Source organism: Acinetobacter indicus, from assembly GCF_009914475.1.
Taxonomy (GTDB): Bacteria; Pseudomonadota; Gammaproteobacteria; order Pseudomonadales; family Moraxellaceae; genus Acinetobacter; species Acinetobacter indicus.
Window position 1 is genome coordinate 2550357 of the sequence record NZ_CP045198.1, and the last position, 17928, is coordinate 2568284.

15 protein-coding genes and 2 pseudogenes are annotated in these 17928 nt (G+C 42.2%); 1 reads left to right on the plus strand and 16 read right to left on the minus strand.

Going from position 1 to position 17928, the window contains the following annotated elements; genetic code table 11:
- Window positions 1-45: 45 nt before the first annotated feature.
- The 13 genes from GA693_RS12535 to GA693_RS12595 all read right to left on the minus strand — a co-directional run bounded on the left by GA693_RS12535 (window position 46) and on the right by GA693_RS12595 (window position 16015).
- Window positions 46-1659 carry a Tn7-like element transposition protein TnsE gene (locus GA693_RS12535; RefSeq protein WP_160241762.1) on the minus strand — a complete coding sequence of 538 codons (1614 nt, stop codon included), beginning with the start codon at window positions 1657-1659 and terminating at the stop codon, window positions 46-48.
- 2 nt (window positions 1660-1661) lie between these two features.
- On the minus strand, window positions 1662-3194 hold the full coding sequence (locus GA693_RS12540; protein ID WP_160241761.1) for a TnsD family Tn7-like transposition protein: 1533 nt from the start codon (window positions 3192-3194) through the stop codon (window positions 1662-1664).
- Window positions 3195-3198: 4 nt separating this feature from the next.
- A complete protein-coding gene (locus tag GA693_RS12545) occupies window positions 3199-4875 on the minus strand; it encodes an AAA family ATPase (RefSeq protein WP_104500502.1) in 1677 nt (558 codons plus the stop codon).
- Window positions 4876-4889: 14 nt separating this feature from the next.
- Complete coding sequence (locus GA693_RS12550) at window positions 4890-6986, minus strand: Mu transposase C-terminal domain-containing protein (protein ID WP_104500501.1); 2097 nt, start codon at window positions 6984-6986, stop codon at window positions 4890-4892.
- A complete protein-coding gene (locus tag GA693_RS12555; protein ID WP_005233265.1) occupies window positions 6973-7782 on the minus strand; it encodes a heteromeric transposase endonuclease subunit TnsA in 810 nt (269 codons plus the stop codon). Before GA693_RS12555 ends, GA693_RS12550 begins: the two co-directional genes overlap by 14 nt.
- 604 nt (window positions 7783-8386) lie before the next feature.
- Window positions 8387-10225 (minus strand): glutamine--fructose-6-phosphate transaminase (isomerizing), encoded by a 1839-nt coding sequence (gene glmS / locus GA693_RS12560; RefSeq protein ID WP_075167635.1) that lies wholly within the window; start codon window positions 10223-10225, stop codon window positions 8387-8389.
- A 12-nt stretch (window positions 10226-10237) separates the two neighbouring features.
- Window positions 10238-11602, minus strand: a complete 1365-nt coding sequence (gene glmU / locus GA693_RS12565) for a bifunctional UDP-N-acetylglucosamine diphosphorylase/glucosamine-1-phosphate N-acetyltransferase GlmU (protein ID WP_160241760.1) — start codon at window positions 11600-11602, stop codon at window positions 10238-10240.
- A gap of 18 nt (window positions 11603-11620) precedes the next feature.
- Complete coding sequence (locus GA693_RS12570) at window positions 11621-12097, minus strand: phosphatidylglycerophosphatase A family protein (protein ID WP_104472366.1); 477 nt, start codon at window positions 12095-12097, stop codon at window positions 11621-11623.
- 22 nt (window positions 12098-12119) lie between these two features.
- On the minus strand, window positions 12120-13037 hold the full coding sequence (gene thiL, locus GA693_RS12575) for a thiamine-phosphate kinase (RefSeq protein ID WP_160241759.1): 918 nt from the start codon (window positions 13035-13037) through the stop codon (window positions 12120-12122).
- Window positions 13038-13053: 16 nt separating this feature from the next.
- Complete coding sequence (nusB, locus tag GA693_RS12580) at window positions 13054-13503, minus strand: transcription antitermination factor NusB (RefSeq protein WP_005181335.1); 450 nt, start codon at window positions 13501-13503, stop codon at window positions 13054-13056.
- 4 nt (window positions 13504-13507) lie between these two features.
- On the minus strand, window positions 13508-13978 hold the full coding sequence (gene ribH, locus GA693_RS12585) for a 6,7-dimethyl-8-ribityllumazine synthase (protein ID WP_005181338.1): 471 nt from the start codon (window positions 13976-13978) through the stop codon (window positions 13508-13510).
- A 19-nt stretch (window positions 13979-13997) separates the two neighbouring features.
- Window positions 13998-15113, minus strand: coding sequence for a bifunctional 3,4-dihydroxy-2-butanone-4-phosphate synthase/GTP cyclohydrolase II (gene ribBA / locus GA693_RS12590; protein ID WP_104473595.1), 1116 nt, complete (start codon window positions 15111-15113; stop codon window positions 13998-14000).
- Window positions 15114-15778: 665 nt separating this feature from the next.
- Window positions 15779-16015 (minus strand): VF530 family protein, encoded by a 237-nt coding sequence (locus tag GA693_RS12595; RefSeq protein WP_002058193.1) that lies wholly within the window; start codon window positions 16013-16015, stop codon window positions 15779-15781.
- A gap of 135 nt (window positions 16016-16150) precedes the next feature.
- On the opposite strand from GA693_RS12595, the pseudogene GA693_RS14910 reads away from it, so the two are divergent.
- A pseudogene (locus GA693_RS14910) lies at window positions 16151-16606 on the plus strand (aconitase family protein); the annotation flags it as partial.
- A gap of 4 nt (window positions 16607-16610) precedes the next feature.
- On the opposite strand, the gene GA693_RS14915 reads toward GA693_RS14910, so the two are convergent.
- The 3 genes and pseudogenes from GA693_RS14915 to GA693_RS12615 form a co-directional block, all read right to left on the minus strand.
- Window positions 16611-16871, minus strand: a complete 261-nt coding sequence (locus tag GA693_RS14915) for a helix-turn-helix domain-containing protein (RefSeq protein WP_004647603.1) — start codon at window positions 16869-16871, stop codon at window positions 16611-16613.
- A 283-nt stretch (window positions 16872-17154) separates the two neighbouring features.
- Complete coding sequence (locus tag GA693_RS12610; RefSeq protein WP_005233302.1) at window positions 17155-17523, minus strand: MbcA/ParS/Xre antitoxin family protein; 369 nt, start codon at window positions 17521-17523, stop codon at window positions 17155-17157.
- 66 nt (window positions 17524-17589) lie between these two features.
- A pseudogene (locus GA693_RS12615) lies at window positions 17590-17763 on the minus strand (DDE-type integrase/transposase/recombinase); the annotation flags it as partial.
- Between the last annotated feature and the right edge of the window lie 165 nt (window positions 17764-17928).

The window sequence follows — 17928 nt, forward strand, 5'->3', positions numbered from 1 at the left end:
CACACGATACATGTACAGCATTACTTTTAATCGTATTATCTAAGATTAATTGAGTGGAGAACGCCCTAAGGTAGATAGGTGTCTGATAATATTCTGCCGCCATAGCTCTATTTCATCCGAAGTATATTGCATGGATTCCTGTGACTTTTTAGGATGATGAATGGTTTTAAATGACCCCCATTCTGAAAGTGTTTCCTTAGTAGGCCAACGTAAAGAGCGTTTCACAATCATCCGTGTAAGTTTCTTAATGACCTCTTGACTAGGCTGTGTGTTAGCCTTCCATTGAATTATTAGGGTAGAAATACTCTTCGCGTGATCATCAAGATCAATTTCAAAAATACTTAAAGCCCTGCCTTGATATTTGAATCTGAACTCAAGCAATGTTCGAGGCTGATCTTTATAGGTGTAATGTAGCCGTGATTTACCTACCTTGGGTAAACGATGGTAATGTGGATCTTCGGAGTCTAATACGATAACCTTTGACTCATTTAAGCCCAGGATCATTTCTTTGAATGCGGTAAGGCCTTCACTGTAATATTCTAGATATTGCAGATCATCTGCGAGACCTATGAATTCACCTTGACCAATGGTTCCTAATATTGATGGTTCATCTGTCGCAACGACATCTGGATCATCAAAGGTACCTCGTTCTTCCCCATATGATCTGTTCATCCCCTTGTGTTTTATATAGCGTTTTGCGGTACGGATCGGTTGCTGAAAACTTAACAGTACTGGTTCAGATTTGATAATCACTGCACCCTTATCTGAACTTGCTTCCTGTAGATCATCAATATCAGGTTCTTCTGGCATTTTTTCAATACGATAGCTACCTTTTGTTGAACTGTTCTTTCCATTCTGTTTTTGGATAAAGTGAGAGCTAGAAAACTCAACCAGCTTAGGAAGTTTGGGTTGTATATTTTTAATTTCAAGAATTTCATTGATATAAATCTGATCTGATTCTTTTGAATAATAGGCTTTTACCGTAATTTCTGTATTTCTTAAAGACGGACAGCTAAAGTCGAAATTCCATCTCTCTCTTGATTTGTCTTGATATTTTTGTGAAATAAAGTGGGCACCAATACTTTTATAGCAGGTTTTGATTTCACGATTAATCAGGATCCAAGCGAGAACACTGCGTATTTCAACAGAGTCATAGAGCGTAGGAGGAAAACTTTTTGACACTAATTCATGAATAATGTAATGATCTTTGGTTCTTTTTTGGACAAAGAACTCTGCATCCAAAAATTCTGGATTGAACACATTACGGGCAAAGTATGCATTATGAAAAAACAAAGCACGGGCAAGTTCAAGCTTGGGCAAATGCACTAAGGTATTTTCATAGCGATGATCAAGATCAGTCATGATCTGAGACAACTGATTTTGTTTGCTATAGATGTTGCATGTATTGTGCCAGCGTCTGAGATGTTCGATTTTATAAGTCAGAATGAGTGGCTCTGCCGATTTGTAATCTGGAGTTGGTTTTAAACATCTTTGACGTGCAAGTAAATGCATATTTGAAAATCTAACCCCGAGAGGATATTTTTTTTTCGACATCAGGTCGTTGAGTTGGAGTTCGATCATCCAATCTTGGTTTTTTTGTTCTTTATAAATAGTCCCTATTGAACGAATAAGGGCATTCTCAGGAAAGTTTTTCAGCATTATTACACCTTAATAATCTGATCATATTGTATGACCTGGTTGAGGAAGGTTCGGGTTTCTTTTGTCATTCTGTCTGTTGTTAAGCCAGCTTTTCTGAGTAACACCCACAAGGTGATAGACTCATTTTTGAGTTTATTTAGCAGAAGTTCACGTGATAAGCGCCGAATTTGATAGCAGCTAACATCCTCTTGGTATGTGCTTAGAAATTTTACGATTAATGGCAAGCTATCTAAATTCTTTTCAATAGTTGATGGGTTTTTTAACTGTTTGATCCACCAAGTTTTTGTCCGTCGAGGAGAGTCAAGATTATCGACTAATTTTTGATTTAAACGAAGTAAATATTTAACACCATCCCAATCACGTTGTCTCCAATTGACTTTTTTTCCAGAGGGAATAAATGGCATCTGTTTCTGACTGTTGGTCTCCATCAGCCACTTCTTATCATTACGGTACAGCCAAGCATAAAGTGCTGTATTCTGTTTTCTTGCTTCAATAATGGAATTTTGTGCTAAAGCTGTTAACCATGAATGGCGTTGAGCCTGGATAACCTCGGACTGTAAGTTTTCCTGTGAGGTGTCATTTGAAGGACGCATTGGGGTAGCATGGTAGGCTTTCACCTCTTTGAAGATATCTTGAAAAGACCAATGACTTCCAGCATAAAATGCTTCAATTACAATTAAATGTTCTAAGTAGCTGAAGCTACGTCTATGCTTTCTAAAGATATTTTTAAGCCAACTATTTTCTGTGTCTATCTCACCTAGTCCATGTTGTACTAAAAATGACATAGACCAGCGTTGCATGATTTTCTGATAAATGAGTTCATATATGATGTGATGATCGCCTTTGACCATACCGTGCTTTGAGGCAAGGGTTTTATAGAAAAGCGTCCATTGCTGTAAGGTGGCAGAAGAGCTGTTTGCAAGTGAACAGAGTTCAGTGGCTTTTTGGGCAATCAAAATTTCGTCTGGGGATGCGGGTTCTTGTTCAAGTATTGGACAATTATCCACACAGGCGGCTTTGAATTCATGCTTATGGATTGGTCTGTATTTCACACTACTATTAAGTAGCTTGCCATGTTGAGGGCAGCAAGTGACGCCTGGAACTTGCCATAGTCTTGACCAATACCATTCTCCATATATTTGTAATTGTTCGTCGAAACACTGAGGGCAATAGCGTAAGTATTCTGGAATACGAACTTTTGATGCATTCAACCCCACTGTTAAGTGTAAGGCACCATGCGATGCTCCTTGCATGAATCGTAAGCAGTCCTGTCGTCTTTCTTCAGGAATAAAGAATGTATACAGTGGAAATAATGTGTGATGGTTAATGAGATACATTACGTCATAGTGTGCTGAGGGTAGCCACTGCAGAATTTTGTCCAAATGAGAGGGAAGATCTACGGTCGCAGAAACTTTACGGTTCTGAAACACTTCATCGAGGAGCTGTTTGGGACTGGTAAGTGCCAAACGTATTCCAGCACGCGCTACAGTACTATATATCAGCTCATCGACATGAGGCATCGGAAAATTAAACATACTGTTAACTCTCCCTGAGCCATTGCTCAATATCGAGCACGTACTCTGTGTGGTTTTTCAGATGTTGGTAAAAGGATAGGTGGGATTCTTTTTGACTGTATTGAAAACGTAAATCAGCACTTTCTAAGCGATGCCAGACTGCAGCAGTATTCGTGGATTTTCGAGTGGATTGAGGCGCCTTTTTCTGCTCTTCGTCCATTACTTTTTCGAGATCATTTTCATCTTTGAGCCATTGCATGATCACTGGCAACAAAATTTGTATATCTGTATCTGGATAAGACTGAAAAGCTCGTTTAATGATGTTGGGTAATAGATCTGATTGATAGCCCAATTCAATCAGTAGACGATGCATACGGATCGCCTGTGAATTGCCGTCATAGATATCGACATCATCTTTTTCGAAGTGTGCTTTTCTGATTTTCTCCTGTAAGTACAGGAGCTTTTTGTCGACTTCAGGAATAATTAAGTCTGAATACTGCGCAATTCTTGCAGGATCTCGACTACGTAACGCCTCAATCATGGCATGGATTGGGATCATATCCTGCTCATAGGTGGTCTTCAGCAGTTTGATGGTGATACGCTCTATCCCAGTCTCAATTGCTCGGATTTGAGCCAGTACAAACAGTTTAACAACGATATCAGGTATACCTTGTGACAGTTCATACCAACATTCTCGTATATCTTCAGACAGGGTTAGGTCTGCTTTGGTCAACCATTGGTATTTCCAAAGTGTATCTGTAAACCCCACCCATTCAGACTTGACGACTTGCTGGGTGTGAGGAGAAATACTATTTTTTTCATTTTTAATCGGCTCCCATAACACAGCGCCAAATCCAATAGCTCTTCGGGCTGATCTGAAATCAGCATCAAATATAGGGCGGGCTTTTGGGGTTCCTACCATTACGACTGGCAAACTGATGATATTGACAAGCGTGACGAAAAAATTAAGCATCTTTTTTTCACCACCAGACTTATTGACGCTTAAGTGCTGAATTTCATCAATAATTAATAAGCCAATCGCATGTAGATTGGCGATTTGGCTCATCAGATGCATCAGAGTTTCAATGCCGTGCCTTTTAAGAGCATATTTTTTCTCATAATCCGAACCAATAGCAGAATCCACGGCTCTAAAGAAATGCAGACATAAGCTTTTTAATGAACCATCGTGCGGACAGTCAATTTTAAGGTAGACAATTTGGGTAAAATTATATTTCTCATGAAAAATGACCTGAGGATATGTAGCTAGGATCCGATTTAATGTGGTGGTTTTTCCACTACCTGAACAACCAATGAAAGACATACTTTTTGCGGTTGACTGGGCTGTTTTAAAGCGAAATGCATTAATTTCACCTGTCATCATCCGTTCGTAACCATTCTGCAGATGAGTGGCTAAATTACCATTCTCAAGATTACGTGCGACATATCCATCACGAATCATAATTGCGATCTTTTGCTCAAGTGAATAGTGTCTTGAAATTGGAAGAAAGAAACTATTCATTAGCTGAGCAATCAGGTGGCTTCTGACTACCCCAGGTTCATGTTTTTCAAGTGGACTGATGTCTACAGTACATTTCAAAGCCGTTTTAATATCGTTAAAATCACGTATTGGCGGCAAGGCTTCAATGAGCGGGTTACCTTTGTATTGACCAAAGCTCGGTTGATAGATAGCTTTTACTTTCATGGTTGTTCCTCACTTCAGTCATCATCAAATAGTTGATCAAAAAATGCAGGTCGATCATATGAATCATGCTCATCGGTCTGTGCTGCATTTTTTGAAAAAGGAAGGATGTTGCTTGGCAGGTCTTCACTGAATTCACTTTCGGACAGAGAGTTTTTCAACATCTCTCGTTCTTTATCACGTGCTTTTAGACGATTTTCTTTGATCTTGGAAAGACGCTGAGCATTGCTGTGAGTCGATGCCCGCGTGGATGCAATGGCTTTTTGAATAATCTCCTCATTTGAGCGCTCTAATTCAGCCCGTGCGAGTTGCAATGACATATGGTAATTTGCTTGTATTGACTTTTGCTCTTTTTGAACTTTCCAAACCTCCCAAAAGCTGCATCCTATAAATTCTCTTGAACGTTGGGCTAGATGTGCTTCCCAGCAATCTGATGTCGAAGGAGAGAAAAAGAGATACACTTTTTCTGCATTAGCAGGATCGTATGCCACGGTTATTTTTTTGGGGCGACGTGTTGAGGTAGACCGATGCATCCAGCCATTTTCTAAGATTTCTTTACAAATATAGTAAAGGCCAAAAACCTTGATACCTAAATGAGAGAGAGTACCTTCAGTTCGGGGCAAGAGTGCAATATAAATAGCACGTTCAGAAGCTGTTCTTAATTTTCCGGTCCGGTTTTGGATTCCCCAATTCCATAACTGTAATGGAATATTGGGAAGATCTGTTGGCATATCGATATCACGATCATAGGATCTAATCTCATGTGTCTGATTATGCATTAATACAGAGTTAAGTATGATCTTAGTAAATTCATGCACAGTCAGAGTGGCATCTAAACGGTAGTCTGTGCCACCACGTTTCTTTTCTTTAATAGGCTGTACAACACCTGGCGCATATGGCTTAAATTCGGCTTGGATAGTACGAAAATAGCGTTCAATGATACCTTTGAGATCACCTCTGTATGCCGGTGCATTTTCAATTCGTATAGCAAAACTTTTTTCTAGATGTTCAATTTGATGACCAAGCAATTCACCGCGATCCGCTAAAATGGCTTCAGGTAAACCAATACAAGGCCAATCTTCAGAGCGTATTTCACGGCCAAAATTTTTACAGTATTCGACTTTGTCACACATAGCGATGCGTAGAACTTGCATGCTGGTGACATAGGAGGGATTTTCAAGGCCGACATACATACCGGTCACCATGCGACTAAATTCATCTATCATGAAATAGACAGTCGGGCGGCCGATAATGCATTCACGATCAGAATCAGAGATGAGATATATATCTGCAATTGTGGCATCAATTTGATATCGAGAACCTGGCCCCAAGACTTGAGAGTTTGTTGTAGATACTAAAGGCCTTGTATCTTTTAAATATTCAATTTGATGAGAACGTTTTTTCAGCCTGAGGGTGGGATTGAAATCTCTCTCGTAAAAATATTTAAATTGCCAAAAAGAGGGATATTCACTCTTTGGTATATCAGGGTAACGGTCTTGATAAAGTATCAAAAATTTTCGGTAAGCGTATTTGACTGAAAATTTTTTGTCATTCAGTAAATATTGATGGATGACTTTTTTAAACAAATTTTCGACAGTGGTATCAATTAATGCACCTGTCCCTTCAGAAATAACACGTGGTCGTCCTAATTTCTTTTCAGTTACTCTTTTTTTTATGCCTTTTCCGCCAGAATTATAGTAATGAGGAATAAGTGCATTAGGTGTCATACCACGTTGCCAATAGTGCCGTAATAAACGATAAATGGTTTGTTTGGCCGCGACTTTTTCTTGTACAAGTTGGTTAATCAGATAAGCACGCTCTTTACGTTCATAAAATCGTTCATGTTCAATAACTGGTTTGATTATGGCAAAGTTTTGATCACGCTTTGTTTGGTAGATAGATCCTTCCGTTACAGTGAACAAACTGAGATCAGAGAATGGATCATCAGTCAGTTCGGCTTGCCCTAGTTCAATTCGTTGTTCGAGCTCCGAAATTGGAAAGAGTTCGGGCAATGCTTTATCAGACTCAATATCTATCCAAACCAAATGCTGAGGATATATTTTCAGAATGCGAAACCGATGATCTAGTTTATAAACATGATTAACCTGAAACATTTTTAAGTTTCTCCAAATGTTGAATATTCCCAATCTCAATGTCCCGACCACGTATTTTTCTATAGCTTTTGGAGATATCGAACAAAAAATACCGCTGGGCAAGCAGTTCTCTTATTTCTAGAAGAGATGCGCCTGTTTCCATGGAATACTGAGTGTCAAGGTATTTGGATAGCTCTATCAGGGTAAGTTCAGGTTTTTGGAGAAAATGACTCTGATAAAAGTCTATTTTTGAAAAGATATGGATATCGTCAGTTGCTCTATTCAGTGGGTAGAGCCATTTAATATTTTCTATTGCTGTTGGTGAAATCTCTTTTTCTGTAACGACAAACCAAGGTACTTGTTGTTCATCCCAATAACGTCTTTCAAGTTCCAATTGGGCAATGGTCTTCTTTTGATCTAGGTGCGCGGACTTGATAGCTTTTATAACAAAGCAAGGAGGCTTTAGCGGGGAGTTGTTTACAACAAAAAAAGTTGAAGTAAGAATTTGATGAACATTCTTTTCGATAGGGTGCTGAATTTTTAAATCTTCAGCAATTTGCAGGGTAGTTGTAAGATCAAGTGGAATTTGCTCGCGTATATCTTCGACCTCTTGAATTCTGTCTAATGCGAGAAATAAAGCTAACTCTAAGTCAGAAAATAAATGATGAGTTCTTTGGGTTTTATAACCATATACACGGCTAGACCGTTCCGTCAGGGATTTGTTATCTCTAACATTTAAAAAAGGCTTATATGAATGTAATCGCCCTTGGCCACGTCCTTCTTGTAGCCAGCGTAATTGTTGTTCTTTTGATGCCATCTGAAACCCCATACTTTTCTTTAAACCTAGCACTTGATTTATTTTTAATCAATATAGTCTTATATTTTATTTTTATGAATTAAATATTTTTACTTAGTATGATTGTTTATTTCTATTTAAATATTGCTGTTAAGGTGATAATTAAATTATTTTATTTTTAATAATCAAGTATTTATTTAATTTAAGGTTTGTAATTGTAATGATTAATATATTACTTTAACTTATGAGAAAAAATAAATTTTATATAAAAATTTATAGATTTCTTGAGGACTAAATTAGATTTTTTACTGAAATCGAAGAATTTATATTTTTATTGTAGAGTAAAATAGTTTAATACTTTATTTTTTATAAGTTATTGATTTTATTTATTAAATTTTTAAATAACTATTTAAAGAAAGTATCATCCTTTCTTGGTTTGTGCTCTTTAAATATATCCACGAAATAAAAAAGTCCCATACTTGTATTTTAACATATTGAAAATATGAATATTATTTTATATATGTCAAAAAAAAGTATGGGACTTTATTACACTAAGTGTAGGCTTTATTACATAGTATTGAACTATTTTACTTTCTTACAGTGAACCAGCCTTTTTCTGTTTTGCTTATTCTACCGTCACCGATTTGGCCAAGTTACGTGGCTGATCCACATCGGTACCGCGCAGTACCGCAACATGATAGGACAGCAGCTGGACCGGAATACTGTAAACAATTGGCGCCAGCACCGCACTGATTGATGGAATATGTACCACATGCTGACGCTCTTTGGTTTTAATGCCGCTGTGCTCATCAGCAAATACAAACAGCTCGCCACCACGGGCCTGTACTTCTTCCATATTGGATTTCAGTTTATCCAGCATGTCATCTTTTGGTGCCAGAATCACCACCGGCATTTCATTATCGACCAGAGCTAGCGGACCATGTTTCAGCTCACCGGCGGCATAACCTTCGGCATGAATATAGGAAATTTCCTTCAGCTTCAGGGCACCTTCAAGCGCAATCGGGAACTGGGTGCCACGGCCGAGGAACAGGCAGTGGTTCTTTTCCACAAACAGCTCGGATAAGTGCAGAATCGCCGGGTTATGTTGCAGGGTATCCAGAATCACTTTTGGCGTATGCCACAATTCCGCGATAATCTCGGTAACGGTCTTGTCTGCAATGCTCTGTTTGACCTGACCAATTTTCAGAATCAGCAGCATCAGCGCAGCCAGTTGCGTGGTAAAGGCTTTGGTTGATGCCACGCCAATTTCCGGTCCAGCCAAAGTTAACAGGCTGTGATGGGTTTCGCGTACCATTGATGAGGTGGCTACGTTACAAATTGCCATGGTGCAGATGTTTAGCGCTTTGGCTGCAGCACGTTTTTGGGTATCGCGCAGTGCAGCCAAGGTATCGGCGGTTTCACCCGATTGGGAAATACAGATATACAGGGTGTTGTTAACAATTACCGGCGTGCGATAGCGGTATTCGCTGGCAATTTCGACCTGACACGGTACATCAATCAGCTGTTCAAACCAGTACTTGGCAATCATGCCGGCATGGTAACTGGTACCGCAGGCAATAATCTGCACTTGCTGGATGCTGGCGAAGTCCTGCTCGGCCTGGGCCAGAAAGTCTTCACGCAGCGCATTGCCATTTAAAGCCTGAGAAATGGTTTGCTGAATCGCTTCTGGCTGCTCATAAATTTCTTTGAGCATGTAGTGCTTGTATTCACCTTTAGAGGCATTGCTGACCGTCGCATCCAGCTCTTTCACCGGACGATTCACCAGCTGACCATCCACAAAAACTTCAATGGTTTCACGGGTTAAACGGGCAATATCACCTTCTTCCAGATAAATAAAGCGATTGGTGATTGGCAACAAGGCCAGCTGATCCGAGCTGATAAAGTTCTCGCCAATCCCGACGCCAATTACCAGTGGTGAACCTTCACGAACCGTGATCAGTTCATCCGGATGATCGGTATGGATAATACCGAGTGCATAGGCACCTTTGAGCTGTGGCACTACCTGTTTCACCGCTTCCAGTAAACTTGGGGTGGATTTCAGGGCATCATTGACCAGATGCGCAACCACTTCGGTATCGGTTTGCGAGGTAAACACATAGCCAAGCGCTTCCAGATCATCTTTGAGTTCCTGGAAGTTTTCAATAATCCCGTTATGCACCACCGCCACATTGCCCGAAATATGCGGATGGGCATTATTTTCAGTTGGCTTGCCATGAGTCGCCCAGCGTGTGTGTGCGATCCCCAACGAACCGGTTAATTCGGCTTCAATAACCGCCTGTTCCAGATTGGCCACTTTCCCGACACGACGTTCACGTAATACATGACCGCCATTGATTAGCGCCAGACCGGCAGAATCATAGCCACGGTATTCCAGACGCTTTAAGCCTTCAATCAGGATATTGCTAATATTACGTTCTGCAACGCCACCGACGATACCACACATAATCTTTTCCTCTTATTTTTTCAGTTTTTGGGGACGTTGATAATTATCTTTACTCAACTGTTTTGAGCGTTCAAAGGCCAGGCTATGGTCAGCCACATCACGGGTAATTACCGAGCCGGCACCCACCGTTGCGCCGTTGCCAATGGTTACTGGTGCCACCAGCGAGCTGTTTGAGCCAATGAAAGCCGCATCGCCAATGATGGTTTTGAATTTATTGGCGCCGTCATAGTTACAGGTAATGGTGCCTGCGCCAATATTGGAACCGGCGCCGACTTCTGCATCGCCTAAATAGGTAAAGTGATTGGCTTTGGAGCCGACACCAATTTGGGTGTTTTTGACTTCAACAAAGTTGCCAATATGCACCTCATTGGCCAGCACTGCACCCGGACGCAGGCGGGCAAATGGACCAATCTGTACATCTTCACCGACAACAGCATTTTCAAAGACGCTATACGGCTGAACTTTGGTACCGGCCGCAATTTTGCTGTTTTTAATCACACAGCCTGCGCCAATTTCAACCCGATCACCGAGTTCGACTTCACCTTCAATAATCACATTGATGTCGATACGTACATCTTGACCTACTTTGAGTGAACCACGTAAGTCGAAGCGACTTGGATCAATCAGATGCACGCCTTGCTGCATTAACTGTTTGGCCTGGAAGCTTTGAAATTCACGTTCTAATGCGGCCAGTTGCACCCGGTCATTGACGCCTTCGACTTCAAAGGCACGTTCCGGCTGCACTGAAGCCACCTGCATGCCATCGGCAATGGCCATGGCCACAATATCGGTCAGGTAGTATTCGCCCTGCGCATTGTTATTGGACAGCTTTGGTAACCATTGATGCAGTTTGGCATTGCTGACGCAGTAAATGCCGGTATTGATTTCCTGAATCTGGCGCTGTGCCTCAGAAGCATCTTTGTGTTCAACAATGGCCTGAATCTGGCCATTGTCACGTACAATACGGCCGTAACCGGTTGCATCTGGTAGGGTCAGCGTGACCAGACCAATACCGGTAGCCTGACTGGCCTCGACCAGTTGCTCTAAGGTGGCCTGGCTAATGCACGGCACATCACCGGATAGAATAATTGAAACACCATCTTGACCCAGTACCGGCAGCGCCATTTGGACCGCATGTCCGGTCCCGAGCTGCTCGGCCTGTTCCACCCATTGAACCGTTTCATGGGCAAAGGCCTGTTGTACCTGTTCGCCGCCATGGCCATAAATGGTAATAATATTATCTGCTTGTAATTGTTGTGCCGTTTCAATCACGTGACCCAGAAGTGGGCGTCCTGCAAGGGGTTGAAGCACTTTCGGAAGGCTGGAGCGCATACGCGTTCCTTTCCCTGCGGCAAGAATAATCACGGTGGTAGACATGTATAATCCTAGTTATTGCTAAACCAAAATAAAATAAAGATAAATTAAAATACAGATTGCTGCCCAGAGTCCGGCAATCAGATCATCCAGCATAATGCCAAAGCCGCCATCGACCTGACGGTCAATCACCCGGATGGGCCAAGGTTTCCAGACATCAAACAGCCGGAACAGGGCAAAGCCTGCAATGACCCACATCGTATTCATCTGGCCAAAATAGATCAGCGGTAAAAAGGTAATCGACTGTCCGGCAAATTCATCCCAGACAATACGGCCATCATCATGGACGCCCATCACCCGTGCGGTTTGCCCGCAGATATAAATCCCGACCAGTGACATCAGCAGAATCGCCACAACCGAATAGGCAAAACCAAGCCACAGCCACAGCGGAATAAACAGCAGCGCAAAAGCCGAGCCGAAGGTGCCGGGAGCTTTGGGTAACAGGCCTGATCCAAACCCGACCCCACAGAAGACAACCAGGCGGTCGGGCCAGCTCATCGCTTTAAAATGAATGGCAGGTTTAGGCAAAGTGTTGGTATCCCTGGAATTGGAGCGAATGATCTACGCCATTCTGCACAAAATGAAGTTCGGGTGCTGCATGAATTTGTCCAATCTTGGTAACGCGGACATTCAGCGGTTGTTGTAAAAGTTGTTCAAAATGCTGTGGGCTGATGCTAAAGCACAGTTCATAGTCATCGCCGCCAGCCAGCGCATATTGCCAGCGCTGTGTGTCAGGTAAATGACGCAGAGTATCGCTAAGCGGTAACAGATCCAGATCTAGGGTGGCGCCAACCTTTGAGGCTTTAAGAATATGTCCCAAGTCTTGGGCCAGACCATCTGAAACATCAATCATGCTCGAGGCCAGACCTTTGAGTTGCTGGCCCAGTTCGCAGCGCGGGGTTGGATAATCCAGACGCTGCTTCAATGCATGACCTGGATGCTTCAGGCCAAAGGCGGCATCACCGACGGTGCCGCTGACACAGATATAATCGCCAGGCTGGGCACCGGCGCGGGTAATCGCCTGACCGGTATCCATCCAGCCTAAGGCGGTCACGGATAAGGTTAAATGCGGACTTTGGGTGGTATCTCCACCAATTAAGCGCACCCCAAATTGATCGCAGCAATCATACAGACCTTGGCTAAAGGCTTTCAGCCAGTCGTGATCAATTTGGGGTAGGCTCAAGGCCAGTAGAATACTGTGCGGCGTGGCACCCATGGCAGCAATATCGGAGAGATTGACTGCAACAGATTTCCAGCCAATGGCATGTGGATCAGTATCTAATGGGAAGTGTCGTCCAGCAACCAGCGTGTCGGCGCAAATCACCAGCTGTTGCTGTGGGGGAGGAGTCAGCACGGCTGAGTCATCACCAACACCTAAGTCGACAGAACTACCGTGCTGCCGATTGAAATAGGTGTCAATAATGGAAAACTCAGCCATCGCATCAATCTGTCAATTATTTAGATTGCTGTTTTTCTGCTGCACGTAATGAGCTGGCCAAACGGTCAAGAACACCGTTAATGTATTTATGGCTGTCTGCACCGCCAAAATGTTTTGCCAGCTCAATGGCTTCGTCTAAAACCACGCGATATGGAATTTCCAGATGTTCTTTCAATTCATAGGCGCCCAGACGAAGGGTTGCGAGTTCAACGCCGTCAAGGGCATCAATTTCGCGGTCAAGCACAGGGATTAAGAGCGCATCCAATGCTTCATGATTGGCAACCACTTGAGTCAACAATTCATGATAATAGCCGAGATCCACTTTGTGCATGGCATTTTCGACACGCGTGCGTGCTTCAATCTCGTGCACCGGATTGTGGCTCATCTGCCATTCATAAATTCCTTGTACAGCAAAACGACGTGCTTTACGTTTTGCTGCATAAGTTGCTTGAAGTGTTTGCGACATAGCGTTAAATAGCCTTTAACAAGTTAACCATTTCAATTGCAGTTAAAGCAGCTTCGCTACCTTTATTACCTGCTTTTGTACCCGAGCGTTCAATCGCTTGTTCGATACTATCCGTAGTCAATACACCGTTAATGACCGGTAAGCCAGTGTCCAGGCCAACCACGCCTAAACCTTTGGCACATTCGCCTGCAACAAAGTCGAAGTGAGGCGTACTGCCACGAATCACCGCGCCCAGTGCAATAATGGCATCGAAACGATCAGATGCTGCCAGTTTTTTCGCAACAACCGGAAGTTCCCACGCCCCTGGTGCATGAACAACAGTGATATTATCCTCTGATACACCATGACGTTTCAATGTGTCGATGGCACCTTCCAGCAAATGTTCCACCACAAAGCTATTAAAACGACCAACTAAAATCGCGTAACGGCCTTCGCTCGCGAGATGTAACATACCTTCAATACGGCGAACTGCCATAGCAAACCTCGATGATTTCTTAAGTTGTTTGTTGTGCGGTGACGTATTCCACCACTTCCAAGTTAAAGCCGGACAAGGCATTGAAACGTAATGGCGAGCTGAGCAGCTTCATTTTTTCAACACCTAAATCACGTAAAATCTGTGCACCTACCCCAATGGTCTGATACTGCTGAGACAGCGCCGCATTGGATTTACTTTTCTTCGGTGCATTTAAGCTGTCTAGTGCCGGACCTAAATCCTGCAGATGACGCTGGCCAATCCAGACCAATACGCCACGATCACTATTGGCAATTTCTTTTAAGGCACGGTCCAGGTTCCAGGCCGGTTCACCATCCTGCTTGTTTAGTTTTAGCAGGTCACGGGTCGGGTTAAAACCATGCACGCGAACGGTGGTCACGCCATCTTTTGGCTCACCTTTGACCAGCGCCAGATGAATATCCGGGTTACCCAGTTCACGGTAACGATACAGGTCAAAGCTGCCATATTCGGTATCAATAGTCTGCTGATCCAGACGCTCAACGGTTTGTTCATTGGTCATGCGGTAATGGATCAGGTCGGCGATGGTGCCCATTTTCAGACCGTGTTTTTCTGCAAACACTTCTAGGTCGGCACGGCGCGCCATGGTGCCATCTTCTTTAATAATTTCACAAATCACCGAAGCAGGTTCTAGACCAGCCAAACGGGACAGGTCACAGCCGGCTTCAGTATGTCCGGCGCGGTGCAGCACACCACCTGGTTGTGCCATCAGCGGGAAAATATGACCCGGCTGGACAATATCGGCCGGTTTGGCATGAGCAGCAACCGCAGTACGAATAGTATGCGCACGTTCAGCCGCGGAAATTCCGGTGGTGATGCCTTCTGCGGCTTCAATCGACAGGGTAAAGTTGGTGCCATGCTGGGCGCCGTTGGCATCGACCATGAGTGGCAGGTTTAACTGCTGGCAACGCTCACGGCTTAGGGTCAGGCAGACCAGACCGCGGGCATGGGTGATCATAAAGTTGATGTCTTCCGGGCGAACATGCGTGGCAGCCATGACTAAATCGCCTTCATTTTCACGATCTTCATCATCCATCAGGATAACCATTTTTCCTGCACGGATATCTGCTACGAGCTCTTCAACTGTATTGAGCGGCATCAACCTTCACCTTCTTTTTGTCTCAACGGACATTTTCATGACATTAATTGTGGCATAGTCTAACGCTTTTTCGTAGGTTTTGCCTATGCTTATCCGTTTCCCGGTCTGCTTCATTGTTATACACAGTGGCTGCTGGCTTGAAAAGGGCCGGTGTCTGGAAAAAGCTTGAATTGTGCAGAATATTTAAGCAATTGATCTGTAAAAAAATATAAACAGCAAGCCGCAAAAACCAGGAATTTTTTTAAAAACGCTTTTATACATTTAGACTGCGATTTAAATCAGCCAGATAAAACAGGAATGGCGAACAGGCTTGGGGTGAGGTTCAAAAATTTTAGAATAGGCAATAAAAAAGCCCCAATCTTTCGATCAGGGCTTTTTGAATCTGGAGCGGGAAACGAGACTCGAACTCGCGACCCCAACCTTGGCAAGAGTTACCGACATAAAATACACTAAATAACATAATTAGTATTTTAATAAACTCTATATATAACAGTTATATAGAGTTTTTATTTTGTGTGGTGTAATTTAAGGTAGGGTGGGGTACTTTGATTTTTGGTCACTAATTTATTGTGATAGTCAACAATAATAACCAACATACACATGCTTAATCTAAAGGTGTTTTACTGACTGGTATAATTTTATAATGAGAGGGGTGTTGCCTGGGGCTACGGTTTCTGTTTTGCCTTTTGGCGTAAGACGTACAAATATAAGCTTTCTACTTTTTCACGTGCCCATGGTGTGGTACGCAAGAATCGCAATGATGATTTAACACTTGGGTCTATGCAAAAACATCTAATTTCAATTTTACGACTTAAACCTTCAAAGCCACCGTAGTAATCCAATAATTCATCCAAAATGTCAGCAAGTTTTTTGCCGTGTAAAGGGTCATTGGAGGTGTTCATAATAGATCAATCGTATTTTGGGTGGCCATTATTATAACCTGGGCTAGTTGGAAAACTAGAGAGTTGGAATGTAAGTAATGATGGACTGAATAGCCACCAAAATTCTGGAGCACACCCAGCCATCGGGTGATGCATCATATTCATGCCTTGGCAGGGTGGCTTAACGGTCGAACTTCAGAACAGGAAATCCAGTATCATCCGGCACGGATCCTGATGCAGAATTTTACCGGTGTTCCTGCAGTGGTTGATCTTGCTGCAATGCGTGCAGCAATGGCCAAAGCCGGTGGTGATCCGGAAAAAATTAATCCGTTGTCACCAGTGGATTTAGTCATCGATCACTCGGTGATGGTCGATTACTTTGCTAGCTCGCAAGCTTTTGAGTAGAATGTCGCCATTGAGATGCAACGCAATGGCGAGCGCTACCAGCTTCTACGTTGGAGGCAGGCGGCGCTCAATCAGTTTCGCGTGGTGCCGCCAAGAACCGGAATTTGCCATCAGGTCAATCTGGAATATCTGGCACAAGTGGTCTGGAGCAATGAGGTCGATGGGCAGGGCTTTGCCTTTTCTGATACCTTATTCGGTACCGATTCACAATTTATTCATCATATTCTGAAAATATTTCTTCAATTTCATCCCACTGCGGCAATTTATGCTTTTTTTTATTCACTTCGAATTGTAAACCAACACCATCAAGCACACGTTCAAATATATCAAATGAACCTGTAAAATGGCCATTTTCCATCTCTGAAATTGTTGTTTTATTGACTTGAGTTTTTTCTGCAAGGCTTTTCTGTGTATAGCCTAACCCTTTTCTTGCCAAACGTATTTCTTTACCTATTTCACCTCGTGTAGCCATTTTTTCTCCCGAAATTTGTTAGCCATATAGCAAACTTTTAACTAATTATGGTTAATATTCGCTATATAGCAAACTTTTATAATGATTCTTGAATAGCTAAATTGAACTTATAAGATTCAATTTAGCCTCAAATTAGGTTAATAGAATCCATATATGTATGGTAGTTCTCAATAATGAGGCAGTTGTATACCTCTTGAGAAGAGAAACTTCTTATACCTTGAATTTGAATTATTAGACAAAATTATGACTTTTAATTTTCTGTGTAATGAAGCTTTATATATTCTTAATATTTACCCTGAAGCCGAAGTCCTTCGACTACGTTTAATACAGTAGCTAATCCCTGAGTAGTCTGAATCTGTTTTATCGGAATGCCTTTGGTTAGCTTATTTGGTGACTTCATAAAATGCTGCATCCATTTAGCCTCTCCACCTGTTAGAGCATCTAGTGATATCGCAATACGAATTAAAATAATTGCGAGTTCTCCTTGACTTGAATCGGGATCTAACTGAAGCGAATTTAAAGTTTCCACTGAATCTAAATTGATAACGATAGCAAGCTGGTCCAGTGTTAAACCAAGTTGTTTTGCAGATGATAAAACAGCTTTAGTTAATACCTTTTTTTGTTTTGCAATTTTTTCTGACGTTTTATGCATGACTGATCTCAGTTTCAGACGTTGCTGATACCTAGAGTTTATACTATTTGATTATCGTTTCTCAGACGTATTCATCCGTGTAGATACTTTCCATCCAACAATTGCTCGTGAGAACACATCAATAATAAAGGCGGTATAGACCCAGCCTGAATGAGTTTGAATATACGTAAAGTCACTCACCCACAGTTGGTCAGGATGATCAGCATTAAAATTACGTTTCACTAAATCATGGCTTTGTTGCATAAATATGTAAGCATCTGATTTACATAAATTTAATTTTGGATCAAAAAAATCAAAATTTTTAAAATCATATAGTTATGAAATCTTTGTGCAACAAAGCCAAGTGGAGATCGATCAAATGATTAAATTTTGAATATTTATGGTGGGGTATGTACTAGATTGGCA